The following is a 12,846-nucleotide window of genomic DNA, read 5'->3' as shown; positions in this document are numbered from 1 at the left end:
CTCGGTGTCGAGCTGGAAGCGGACGAAGTACAGCCCGTCGTCCCGCCGCTGCATCTGGTAGTAGCGCTGGGAGGGCGCGTGGAAGAAGGGACGGCCACCGAAGTCCTCCACCAGCTTGTCCGGGGTCGGCCGGTAGAACGACCGCGCCATGCCCACTTCCTGATAGGACCGGTAGAGGTCCCGATGGCATTGAGCGCAGGCCTGATCCTCGATATACCCCGGCGCCGCCCCACCGGTCACCGACCATCCCTGCTCCGCCAGCACGCCAGCTGCCGCTGGATCCTCCGTCGAGCCCTCCATCGGAGTGCTCGACAGGCCGGTGAGGACGAGCCCCCACACCGAGGCCAAAGTCACTGCAAGGGCCAAGACTCCCCAGCCCGGCCGTCGGCGGGTCGAACCCTGTCGCTGCTGATCGCTATCGCTCAAATCATTGCTCCTGGAAGCCGCCCAGATCTTAGCAGGGCGGGGCGTCGAAGATCCGAACCTCTCAAGCCCTAGCAGCCCGGCTCCGGTGCTACCATCCGCCCATGCTCGATTTGAACTTCGTTCGCCGCCACTTCCCCACTCTCCAGGAGGGCTGGACGCTCTTCGACAACGCCGGCGGCAGCGTGCCGGCGCGGGGTGTCATCGACGCCGTCGCCGAGTTCCTAACCCGATGGCCGGTGCAGCTCGGCGCCAGCTATGCCCTTTCCCAAGAGGCGGGAACGCGAGTGGCCGCTGGGCATCGGGCGATGGAGACATGGATTGGAGCTCCGGAAGGATCGGTGATCCTGGGGCCCTCCACCACCGTCAACATGAAGCTCCTGGCGGCGGCGTTGCGGCCGCTGTGGAAGGAGGGGGACGAAGTCGTCGTCACCAACGTCGACCACGAGGCCAATATCGGCTGCTGGCGAAAGCTGGAAGCCACGGGGATCCGCATCAAGGAGTGGAAGCTCCGGCCGGAGTCGTTGCGGCTGGAGCTCGAAGATCTCCAGGAGTTGCTCACCGAGCGCACCCGGCTGGTGGCCTGCACCCACTGCTCCAACATCCTGGGGGAGATCGTTGACGTGGCGGAGGTGGCGCGGCGTGCCCACGACGCCGGTGCTCTGGTGTGCGTCGACGGCGTCGCCTACGCGCCCCATCGGCGGCCTCGGGTCACCGAGTGGGACGTGGACTTCTACGGTTTCTCCTTGTACAAGACCTACGGCCCTCACCAGGCGGTGCTCTACGGCAAGCGGGAGCACCTGCTGGCGGCCCGCGGACAAAATCACTTCTTCCACGGTGAGGACCAGCTGCCGGCGAAGCTCGAGCCGGGCAACGCCAACCACGAGCTGACGGCCTCGCTGCCGCAGATCCTCGCCTACTTCGAAGAGCTGGCGGCTCACCACGACCTGGGGCACGGCGAAGGGGGGCTGACGGCGGTGTCCGAGCTCTTCGCCGAGCACGAGGAGCGCCTCGCCACCCCCCTCCTCGACTTCCTCCGCGCCCGCCCCGGCGTGCGCATCGTCGGCCCGGAGACCGCTGACCGATCGACTCGGGTGCCCACCATCTCCTTCACCGTCGAGGGCCGCAAAGCCAGCGAGATCCCTCCGAAGGTTGACGAGCACCACATCGCCATCCGCTGGGGCCACTTCTACGCCTACCGCCTCATCGAAGCGCTGGGGCTGATGGAGCAGGACGGCATCGTGCGGGTGAGCATGGTGCACTACAACACCCCGGAAGAGGTCCACCGGCTGGTGGACGTGCTCGACGAGATCCTCTGAGCTACTTCTGGACCGACTTCCTCGACGAGCATGAAAAAAGGGGGCCCGTGAAGGCCCCCTTCGAATCGTACTGAGCTGACAGACCGTCAGTGACAGAAGTCGTAGTTGCGGATGCCGTTGGCGCACCAGTACATGAAATCGTCGCCGACCGCGGCGATGGAGTTCCGCAGACCGTTGCAGCAATCCTTGTCGGTGTAGGAGAAGCAATCGTTGTCCATACGCACCCAGCGGCTCCACATGCTCGGAGCGCCGCAGCTGCTGACGTCCACCATCCACTGCTCCACGTGGTGCTCGAAGGTGATGTACGCCCCGTGGTCATCCTTGTCGGTCATGCAGGTGTCGATGCTGCCGGAACCCTGGTAGGTGGCGTCCAGATAGTCGCAGACGTCTCCGGCGCCGTCATTGTCACAGTCGGCCTGGTTGGAGTTGGCGTCGTCGATGCAGTTGTCCGTGTAGTTGGCGACGCCGTCGCAATCATAGTCGTCGTAGGGGCCGCAGCCGCCGCTGCACGGGCTGTCGCACTGGATCTTGGTACCGAAGGAGCGCAGATCCTGCTCCAGGCCCTGGGTGTAGGCGAGGTTGCGGTTGTAGTCCAGGAGCTCCTGCCGGTCGAGGTCCGCCACCAGCAGACCCGCGGCATAGACCCGAACCCGTAGATCCTCCGGCTCACCGTCGAGCAGAGCACGATTCCACAGCGACGAAGGGATCTGCACCAGCCGCGACTGGGCGCCGTCGAAATTCACCTGCGCGTGGGTCGTGCCCACCACATGGTAGCCCTGACGATACTCGAAGCGCACCGACACCGACCCGCCTGGATCACCCAGCTGTTCGGCCTGGAAAAGGTAGTAAGCGGCATCAGTAGCCGGCGCCGCCTCCCGGGCGGTCTCCTGAGCGGAAACACCGAGGGGCGTCAGCAGCAGAGCGAGGGCGAGGAAGAGAAAAGCGAAGGAACGGAAATGATCGGACATACGTTCTCCTTGTGGGATCACGTCGCGCTGCTCTCCCGGATCGCTCCGGTGCGCTCCCCGACGCAACGAACAGCAGGGATGAACTGACCCGAAATCAATCAAAACAAAAGAAAAACCGTGCACGAGCCGACGTGCACAGGTCGGTCGGAGCTTCGAGATTCAGACGGCCCGCAACCGGCACGCTGAGACATCGGCCCAAAACGCAGTGAACGGACCAGAAGGCTGAGCGGCAGCTGCCGCGCCTTGAAGGGGGGCAGGGTCGAAAACTCCGACTGACTTCCTTTAAGGTAACAAAACCCGCTCCGACAAGCAAATTCTTCAATCAGCACACAAGCTCTCTACCGCGGTCCGCGGGAAGCAGCGGCCTCGGTTCCCGGCACCAGCTCAGAAGCAACTTGCCCCTGCGCCGGCAGCGGGCACCACCCTCAAGAATTCCGACGCCGTAGACGCTTCATCGCCAGCCAGCCGCACCCGCCTGGACCGGGTCGTGCTGACGGACTCATCGAAGAGCGGAGCAAACGGCCCTGCAGTCCAGTCCGTCGGCGAACGAGTTCCCGGAGTCGAGGGCCACGCAAAGGGAAGGAAATCGAGGGGTTCGAGGCTCGCCACCAAGAGCAATTGGTCCAGACCGGTCGGCTCTGTCGTCGAATAGTAGCCTCCGAGCCAGCGGACCGAATTGCCGGCGACCCATTCCGCCGACCGCCCCACCAGCGGCCACATTACTCCGATACCTCCATCAGAGCGCAGATCTAGGAGCGTCAGAAAGGCGCCGGAAGGCCCGACCTGAACCCGGACCCTGAAGCAGGTTCCGATCGGCAGGCTCATTGGAACAGCCTCTGACTGCGCCTCGCTGCTGGACGGCTCCCAAGGAGAACAGGCATGATGAGGAAAGTCCTGCATTCCCGACTCCTCGCGATCCGCCGGAACGAGCTCAAAACTCGCTCTCACGCGCCCTTGAGGGAGTTGAATCTTACGCAGATACCGATTCCGAGCCGCAGCCCAGAGATACCGTTCCAGCTCCCGCGTAGAAGCCTCGGCGGGTTCCGCCAGCACGGCGAGCAGGTCTCCCGAGGCGGGATCCCAGATCCTCCACGCTGGCGAGCATCTTCGACAGCTGGCATTCGACCACCATCCTGGCCCTGAATCGAAGAATGCCTCCCCGCCTTCTCCAGGGTCTACCCTTTCGCACGGGCTCCAAGCCGGACTTGCTGTCGGGTCTCTCGCGAGGTGCTCCACCACCAGATCCTCACCCTCCATGACCCACTCAAAGACGGAGGAGGAAGGTAGGCGCGGGCTGAAATTGTTCGATGAGGCTTCAAGACGAAGGCCAAGGCGTAGATCACCAAAAGAGAAGCGAGTGACAAAGACTCTCGCAGCCAGAGACCGATCAAACTCTAGCGGAGTCTCGAGCTGGACCTCGGCGTCGATAGGCGACCACCGGCTCACCGTGCCACGGGTCAGAAAGGTGCGCTCTTCGGGACTCAGAGTCCCTGGATGGTGAACCTCGACTTCCGCCCCCTCGGCGAGCCCTACCAATGTCCCTGGCTGAACGATCAGCCTCCGGCCAGCGTCCTCTACAGAGACGACCTTCAACGCCGCACTCTGGTGCACCACTGTCTCCCCGAAAAGCTCCAAGTCGAGATCGCCTTCCGCCACCGGTTCGCTAGATCCACCGGAGATCATCTGCCATCGAAGATCATCGAATAGGTGGCGATAGGTCGAAAGTCGCTGCGACGAATTGAGGCTGCTGGCCAGCGCCCGACTCAAAGCGCCCAAGACTGTTCCGTCACTGGATTGCACCTCATAAGTGGCCCGATGGGGAGAAGCAGCGGAAAAAACAACCCAGGGAGAGGCCATTCCTTGGCCATCGGCGGCTCTGGGAAGGTCCAAACCGCTTCCCCTCTCTCTCCTGCCAGGAGATCGGCGCGAGGAAGAGGCAGCGAAGGTCATCGCCGTGGATCCCCGAGCCGGAAGTGAGGCACGGGTCCCGGTGCCGGAGAAGCAAGAATCAAGAGTCACCACGACCATCCCGCGCTCGCCAACTCGTCGCCGTAGCCCTTCCAAAATCTCGTTCAGCTCGTCGTCCAGCAGGTGCAGCTCGCCTCGGTACCCCTCCCGCGCCAAACGCGGAGCCTCCCAGGGAACCAACGCCTCGTCATAGCCATCCAACTCGTCACCATCGGGTTCATCGAGAATTCTTTGACCGTGACCAGAAAAGTGGAACCAAAGAACGTCCCCGGGCTGTGCCGGCTCCAGAAGGTGCTTCCTGATCGCCCGCAGGATTCCTCCCTTGGTCGCCTGAGAGCCAGCGAGCATCTGAATAGAGGAAGGGGCAAACCCTCTACGCTCCAGCGCCGCCGCGAGTACCGGGAGATCATCCTCGCCATGAATCGTGGACCATTCGTTGGCTTTGAGATAACCACTGATCCCAACGAGTAGAGCTCGTCGCTCAGGATGATTTCTGGAGACCTGGGGAGAGCCTTCAATCGTAGGATTGACTTCCAACATCACCGAGGGACTAGAACATGCTGCTATGGGGAGAAAGCTGCAAAAGAGGGCGAGCAGCCAACCCAGACTGCCCGCCCCTTGCAGCCTGTGGTGAAGGTCAGACGCCAGCGAGAGCGAGCAATTTTTCGTCGAATCAAGGCCGGAAAACCGCAGGCGATGCGGGTATCGGCGAGGTTTTCGAACGAAGATTCGGCGGAAAAGGGCCGCTCGCAGCGCGGCTCGACTTTCACCACAGGCTGCTAGCCTACCGAAAGGTCTCCGAGACACCTTCAACGCGCACCCTGAGACTCATCGGCCCCACTAACCACTCTGAGAATGACGGCATCCGTGTGGAGCTCGGAAAGGGTCAGCGCTGAAGCCGACCGGTCGAACTGGGGACTACCCAGCAGCGGGCCTAGCAGCTCGTGGTGGGCCCCTCGCGGAGCTTTCATCGGTCCATCGCCAGCGTAGCTGACAAACGGTCGAAGGTCGATCCATTCTTCGGATGCGAGCAAAAGCAGGATTTCTGTTCCAGCGGGCTCTGTAACCTGAAAAATATCTACCAGGTTGAGAGTTCCACCAGGTTGAAGAGCCGTACGATCCCCCGTCTCTTCTGGAGGCCAAAAGAGGCGAATCACTCCGTCCGGCTGGAGCGCCAAAACATTGATGAAAGCGGGACGCCGACCGAGGTGGCGGGCTCGGAGCCGAAAAAGATCCCCGGGGCTCCAGGTCCTGTCGTCGGTGACCGGGAAAGATGGGAAGGAGAGACACGTATCGAGCTCGCGGGGACTGCCAGTGCAACCTTGCGGCTCGACACGATCGATCTCGAGGTCAACGGCGATGGCAGCCGATTCCGCATCGAGCCTCCGCAAGAATCGACTGCGGGCATAGTCCAGCAAGCGGCGCCCCAATTCCTTGACCAGCAGCTTGCGATCCGCTACGGACACACTGGGCAGAGAGACTCCTTGCGGTACGGTTTCCGCCTCCGCCTGCCAACAGCCACAATCCCTGTGCCAGTAGACCCTTACAACAAGGTCCGGACTCCTCTGCACCCAGCGAAAGCCTCCAACCATCCCGTTCAGCTCCCTCTTCAACCAGGAGCCCAACTCTGCGTTCTCAGCCCGTAGGTCTACTCTGATTCCAAACTGACCGAAAGCGTGCCGAGTAACAAATACTCGCGCCTCCCGAAGATCCTCTATGTCGACCTTCTCAGACAAAACCACGTCGGCATGAAGCGCAGAGCTCTTCTCTACGATGCCTCGTGCCAAGAGCGACTCTTCCGTAGGGTGAAGCGTGCCACTGCGATGTACCGCTACCCGGCTGCCAGCGCCCAAGCCCGCGACCCAACCGGCAGAGGCCCGTAGACGCTGGCCTCCGGCTTCCACACGACGGATCTCCAAATATGGCTCCGGCACAACCATGCCACCACCGAATACCAAGCTGTCGCGATACCCTTCGAGCTGTGGTTGATTGGTCACTCGTCCGCGCAGCTGCTTCTGAACCTTCTCCAATAGCAACCGATACGTTGGCGCAGTCTCCCGGAGTTGGCGCGCAATGTCTTCAAGGCCGGAGCCCTGATCAACACTTGGCGGAACACGGCTCAAGACGCGAGTGACCGCCCAGGTCAGCGGCCCCACGAATAAATCGCTCTCGTCCAGGACTTCGAAGGCTTGCTCAGAATGCCGGGCAGCGGACAAGATCGCATAAGGCGCGCGATGGTGGGCGGCAATCGATCGATACGCTTGGCCTCGGGACGGAGGATCTTCGATCAAGCTCTCGACCTCCTCATTGCCAATCTTTACAAAAGCCGGGGGACCGAGGGGAGGACCACCCCGTGCACGCTCATCCTCACTCCCCCTTGGGGTCGCAGAAAAGCAAGAGTCCAGAAAAACCGTCAAGTGCCCCCGCTCCCCTAGCTTGCGACGTAGCCTATCCACTAAAAAGCTCAGCTCATCGTCGCGAAGATGGCGAGCACCGGTATATCCCTCCGACGCACGGGCAGGCGCATCCCACGGCACGATCGCTTCATCCCAACCATCCGGCTCATCACCATTGTCATCTGGGATTCGCTGACCGTGCCCAGAGTAGTGGAGAGCAACCCGATCGCCCTCGCTGGAGGGCTCGATCAAATAACTCTTCACGGCATGAACAATGCCTTCCCGAGTTGCATCCGGGCCCTCCAAAACGAGGATCTCGTCAAACCCTTGAGCTTGCAGAAGGCTGCGCATGAGGGTCACATCCCGGTCAGCATGAGTTCTTCGCCACCCCGTCCCAGGCGCATAGTCGGAGATCGCCACGATCAATGCACGGCTCTTGCCCCCTCCTGCTCCTGAAGGTCCCCTCTCCTCCCCCTCCAGGGTGCCGGAGCTACCGATCAAAGCTAGAACAATCAAGAGGCACTGACAGAGCACCCCGAGATCTCTTGGGCCTTGGTTCTTTGCCTTCATCGTGACGAGCCTCTCGCTCCTATACATCTCCATCCTTCTGAGACCTTGCCTTCTTACAACTCTTGCTGCAGCCAGCTGGCAACCCAAAAGACACTTAGAGCTGTAGGAGTGTGGGGAGGCCGCTCACTTTGCACATCCCGGCCGTAAGTGCAAACTAGTGCTCTTGGAACGCCCCTGTGACCGCATAACCAGCCCAGTAGTAAGGCTTCGCCGTTTCAACAGCTTGAAGAGCCTGTCTCTGCGCTTCCGCCAGAGCTTCTGGGAAGGAAGAGCCTCCCTTGAGAGACCGATAGAATGAAGTCATGAGATCAGCAGATGACCGATCAGCGATCCGCCACTGCGTGGCTATGATCATTCGCGCACCGGCGGTCAGAAAAGCCCGCAACAAACCCACGACTTCATCTCCTCCCGAGCGCATACCTAGACCCGTCTCGCAACCGGAAAGAACAATGGAGGGCGCCCTGGCGAGATTGAGCTCATCAAAGACCTCAATCATCTCGAGCCTCCCATCGTGCAATCCGCCTGGAGTCAAGGCGAGGTAGCTGAATAGAGGATCGTCAGCGCGGTAGACCGCGTGGGCGGCAAGGTGCATCAAATCCGAATCTACGATCCGGCGTCGCACTTCCGTCTCGGTAGCGTCGACTCCCACCAAGGGCTCACTCCCCCACAACTCTGCGACTTCTCGCGCTTCTTGGGCGGCACCACGCAAAGGTGTCAGTCTGGGATTCGCAGGCCTCGGGTCACCAACAATGAGAACGTTGCTCTGCTCGTCTGAGAGATTTTCCCTCCCCTGGAGAACCGGCAATATCGACGCGCTGGGTAACGAGCTCAGGACGAAGTCCTCGACCAAGTATTTGCCAGTGCTGGGATTCTGAAGAGCAGCAAAAGGCAAGAAGTGCAGGGCTTCGTGGGGTATCAGTAAGAGGTTCTGACCTCGAAGATGAGGCCTTAGTGGCTCTATCAGTCGTCGAAAGAGCTCTTTTCCTAGCTGGCTCCTGGTGGCTTGCTCCGCCCCATCCTCAATCGGAACAGGAGCCACTGCCCGCAGTCCCTGCATCCCGACCTCCGCGAGGATTGCCTGTCGGAAACGACCTACCAGATCGAGTTGATCTCGCCCGAGCTGTGTCTCAATCAAGCTGAAGTGATCAGAGCGGACCACCCAAGCAAGAACCTTCCCTTCCCCCACATAGAAGCTCACCAAGGAGGTGTCTTGGGCCAGATAGCCCTGCAGATCCGCTACGGCGATCGGCGCTGGCAAGCCAGAACGGGACGTCCGCGCCTGCGGCTCGTCGCGAGCCAAACGCAACCGAACTAGGGCTTCGGCTACCTGGCTTCGTACTTTTTTGAGCTCGTCAGACTCTTCGCCGCTAAGCTCCGCCTCATCCTCTAGCTTGGAAAGCCGAGTCCGTAGAACAGACCACTCTTGGCGCAGCGAGGTGCTGGAGATCTGCCCCTCACCTGGCTCCCGTTCCCTGGTCAGCAGCTCGAGAAGAGAACGTCCACGGGCACGCTCGGTCACCGCAAAAGCCGCTCGAGACTGGTCCGATTCACGCAATCTCTCGACTAAGAATCGATAGTCGTCATCGAACTTGCCGATCCAGCTACGGCGAAGCTCGTCAGCGCCGGCGTGGACCCAAAGCTCTTCCGCTCGGTCCAGAAGTCTCTCCCTGGCTCGTAGCGCCTTCTCCTTCTCTCCGATATGCCAGTATAGGTTGCTCAATAACCTCAGCTGGATCGCAAACCACGGCTCATTTCCGTAGGTACCAGGAGATTGGAGATTCTGTTCGAGTACTTCTGCAGCCTGTCGTAGTTGGTCGTTGTCGACGAGCCTCTTGGCCGACAAAAGGCTCTCCATAGCCTCCGCCAGCGAGTACTCCGTGAGCCCTTGTTGAACCTTGTACGCCAGGTCATCTAGTTCTTCATTACTAAGAGCATTCTGAGGTCTTCTCGTACCGTCCTCAAGATGGCGCAACATCTCGAAAACCGGCCGAAACTCGTCCATGGGAAGGCCTGAGATATTCGAGAGTTCGCTACTTAACCTATCTACATCCCACTCTGAAGCTGGCTGCCGTTCCCATTGGGCCATAGCCTCTAGGAACTGAGCCACGTCCTGGATTCTCTTATCCCTAGCTTTACCAGCATCGTCGAGAAAATCTTGGCGGTGCAAGGAGGCCGCAGGGTCGGCGTTGAGCTGTTGATATACGAGCGAGAGCACCAGACGGGCTTGGGTCGCCTCCTCTTCCATCCCAATTCCCCCCAACACTTGAATCCCTCGGTCGAAAGCAGGAATGGCTCTTGCTGGCCTCTCGGCCACATAGGCGATCAAGCCTGCCATCAACCAGGTGAAACCACCGGCAGCGCCGCCGATCTCCTGCTCAGCGAGAGTGAACGCACGATCCACCACTCGCTCAACGACTTCCAAATCACCGTCCTTGCGAGCAATGTCCACTTGCCAGCGGAGCGCAAGCAATTCCCCTAAGGCTGGCTTCACTCTCTTCCCAAGAGATAGAGCCCGCGAGTTCCAAGAACGGGCAGCCTCGAACCGCCCACGGCGTACCGCTAGGCGAGTCAGCTCGTCGAGCACTCGGAAGCAACGCCACTGATCCTGCAGCTCGGCCCCCTCCCCACAGGATGTGCCTCCTAGAGTTAGCCAGAGCTCTTCTAGAACTAGCTCTGCTTCCTCAAGTTGCCCTGCTTCGCTCAGTGTGTCGGCTCGTTCCAAGAGAGCCTGAGTCTCCCCGGCAGCTCCCCCGGTAGACGTCGAAGAAGACAACAAGAGCAGGCTAATTCCGATTGTGAAGCCCCACATGCTCAACGCCCAACGCGCTTCCGAAGCTCGTAGAGCTCCTCCGACGCCGCTGCCGCCTCGCCGTGGGCGCGGTCCACCGTGTCCAGGTCCCCTTCGGCCCGACCTGACTCCAGGTGAAAGCGTGCCGAGGACAGCAGTCGCTCGGCGGCCTCCAGAATCCGGACGTGCTCCGGATTGCGAGCAAAGCCCTTGCCCCCTGCCGAACGTCGAGCGTTGAGCTCTTGGGCCAGTCTGGTCCCCCGATCAAGTTGCTCCTCCGCTGCCCGGATCCGTTTGGCCAATTCCTTGGCTCTCACCGCTGTGGTCGACTGAGGGGGCCTCGCGGCACTCCGCCCGGACCCTCCTGCACTGGAACCTGTTGAAGCCCTCCCCGCAGAACCGCCCGAGGTCGACCGCCCCGAAGAAGTACCACCGCCTCCCACTCCACCGGAAGAACCACCGCTTGCAGTCCCAGAGCCACCGCCTCCCCTCGCCACCGGTCCGCTGGTTCCCGAACCCGTAGTGGACCCAGGCTGCCCGGACCAGCTGGGTGTGCCGGAGCGCGATGAAGAGGTTCCAGGGTTCGATGAGCTTGCGGGAGATGTCGAAGGACGAGAGCGGGGCGGCTGGGTTCGCGCTATTGGCGGCAGGGGTTTGCCGAGCCGCTGGCCGCAGACGTCCATATACAAGAGCAAACGGCCTCGCAGAAAGCCCCCGACCGCGCCCTCCTGCAGCGAGCGCTCGAAGGCTCGCATCGCCCCCTGACAATCGTTGACCTTGTAGGCAACAAGCCCGGAGTAGTAATGCGGTAGATAGCGCTCATAGCGATTCCCGTAGATCAAGACCTTGGAACCCAGGGAACCAGCCGGCTGCTGCGCGATGGCGGACCGCAAATACTGCCTCGCATCGCTCCAATTCTCGAAGTCCATGGCGCGCATTGCCTTTTTGAAACTGCTGTGGAAATCGGCATGGGCTGCCGAGACACTCACCGTGGAGATCAGCAGCATCACTCCAGCGACTCGCAGCCACTGCCACAGCCTCAGCAAACCCGACACCGCGCCATCCCGCGGCCCTACGAACCTGGTCACGGTCATGACTTAGAACCGAACTACCGCGGAGACAGAAGCTGTATCCGATTGCTTGGAGAAGTCCACCGCGGCATCGACCTGCACTCGGGAGCCGAAGAGCAACCCCACGCCCAAGCTGCCGTGAACTAGTGTCTCGCCCTCCGGTAGACGAGCTTGGTTGAGCGCTGAGCCTTTGTCGGCGTGAAGGCGGTGATCCGGATCGAGCCATGCGCCGGCTCGTACGGCCAGCGGCAGGCGCCAGTCTGCAAACACATACTCGCCGCCGAGGTGAACCTGTAAGACATCATCCAGAGCATAGTCTTCCGCGGTAACCGGTTGATCCTCGTTCTCATCCAAGAACAGAAAGATCTCCCGGCTGAGCTGAGAATAGTAAACACGATTCAGGTCGAAGTTGATCGTCGCCTGGGGAGAGAATCGATAGGAAATCCCCAATCCCGCCACGTCCGGAATATCGAACACCCCTACCGCATCGTCTAAGACCACACGTTGGCTCGGAGGGAAATCCGGAGATAGAGACTCTGAGCGGACGGAAAGGTCGAATTGTGGCGCAACCCGATAGACCATGCCTACGCTCAGCTTGTCAGACCGATCCCAGCGCAAGCCGAAGATCACCCCCAATTCCTGCCCGTCCGCCGATTGCGCCTGAAAATTAATTGCCCGTCCAAGAGAGAAACTAGGCGTCCCATAGTAGAAGGGGAGAGTAGTATAGCGCTGAGTCAGTGAATCTAGCTTGAGCGAGTATCCCGACAGACTCAGGCCAGCCGCAACGCCGTTCTGCCACTCCTTCGCAAAGGCAACCCCAAACTGGCGGATATCCAGCGAATAACGGGCTCTCACTGGACGGAGACGTCCCGTCAGACCAAAAACCCCCTCCGTTTCAAAAGAGGACTCGAACCGCGCCACCTGATGCATGAAGACCGCGGCAGCCCAGTCTTCTCGCGGATAGACCGCCGCTGCGTAGGAAAAACCCGAAAGCTCGCTCTCCGCCTGACCGGTTTCAATCGATCCGAGGGTGTCCACACCAAGTCCAGTAGGCTGGCCGGCAGCTCGGCCGCGCAATGAGAAAGGAGTCGAATAACGCCAGCGGCTCCCCTCGATCAAGGCCTCGGACTCCGAAAGCTGCAGGAGGCCCGCCGGATTCGAGTAAGCCGCCGAAGCATCGTCCACCGAACCGAGAAAGGCTCCTCCCATGCCCAGGCTCCGAGCCCCGGGAGTGGAGAAATTGAACGTCACTCCAGCGCCAGCTTCGTCATCGGTCTGGGCTGCCGCCGGCCAAGCCACCATGGCGAGAATCAGAATCAAAATGCACGCCGCCTTCAGTCCCCA

Annotated in this window: 8 protein-coding genes; 2 read left to right on the top strand and 6 right to left on the bottom strand. The window is 61.0% G+C overall.

Features of this window, described 5'->3' with window-relative positions; genetic code table 11:
* On the bottom strand, positions 1-426 hold a 426-nt coding region (locus SX243_21270; GenBank protein MDY7095516.1), incomplete at its 3' end, for a hypothetical protein.
* A gap of 101 nt (positions 427-527) precedes the next feature.
* On the opposite strand from SX243_21270, the gene SX243_21265 reads away from it, so the two are divergent.
* Positions 528-1,742, top strand: a complete 1,215-nt coding sequence (locus tag SX243_21265) for an aminotransferase class V-fold PLP-dependent enzyme (protein MDY7095515.1) — start codon at positions 528-530, stop codon at positions 1,740-1,742.
* Between the two features lie 86 nt (positions 1,743-1,828).
* Here the strand turns inward: SX243_21265 and SX243_21260 are convergent, their stop codons facing one another.
* Entirely contained in the window at positions 1,829-2,710 is an 882-nt protein-coding gene (locus SX243_21260) for a hypothetical protein (protein ID MDY7095514.1), read from the bottom strand.
* A gap of 1,494 nt (positions 2,711-4,204) precedes the next feature.
* Between SX243_21260 and SX243_21255 the strand changes: the two genes are divergently transcribed.
* Positions 4,205-4,417 carry a hypothetical protein gene (locus SX243_21255; GenBank protein ID MDY7095513.1) on the top strand — a complete coding sequence of 71 codons (213 nt, stop codon included), beginning with the start codon at positions 4,205-4,207 and terminating at the stop codon, positions 4,415-4,417.
* 1,070 nt (positions 4,418-5,487) lie between these two features.
* Here SX243_21255 and SX243_21250 read toward each other — a convergent pair.
* The 4 genes from SX243_21250 to SX243_21235 form a co-directional block, all read right to left on the bottom strand.
* Entirely contained in the window at positions 5,488-7,644 is a 2,157-nt protein-coding gene (locus SX243_21250) for a caspase family protein (GenBank protein ID MDY7095512.1), read from the bottom strand.
* Between the two features lie 154 nt (positions 7,645-7,798).
* On the bottom strand, positions 7,799-10,366 hold the full coding sequence (locus SX243_21245; protein MDY7095511.1) for a CHAT domain-containing protein: 2,568 nt from the start codon (positions 10,364-10,366) through the stop codon (positions 7,799-7,801).
* Between the two features lie 89 nt (positions 10,367-10,455).
* Positions 10,456-10,734 carry a hypothetical protein gene (locus SX243_21240; GenBank protein ID MDY7095510.1) on the bottom strand — a complete coding sequence of 93 codons (279 nt, stop codon included), beginning with the start codon at positions 10,732-10,734 and terminating at the stop codon, positions 10,456-10,458.
* Positions 10,735-11,529: 795 nt separating this feature from the next.
* Positions 11,530-12,846, bottom strand: a 1,317-nt coding sequence (locus tag SX243_21235; protein ID MDY7095509.1) for an outer membrane protein transport protein, incomplete at its 5' end; no start/stop codon positions are given.

This window comes from Acidobacteriota bacterium (assembly GCA_034211275.1).
GTDB lineage: Bacteria > Acidobacteriota > Thermoanaerobaculia > Multivoradales > JAHZIX01 > JAGQSE01.
This window is presented reverse-complemented; position numbering and strand designations above follow the sequence as displayed.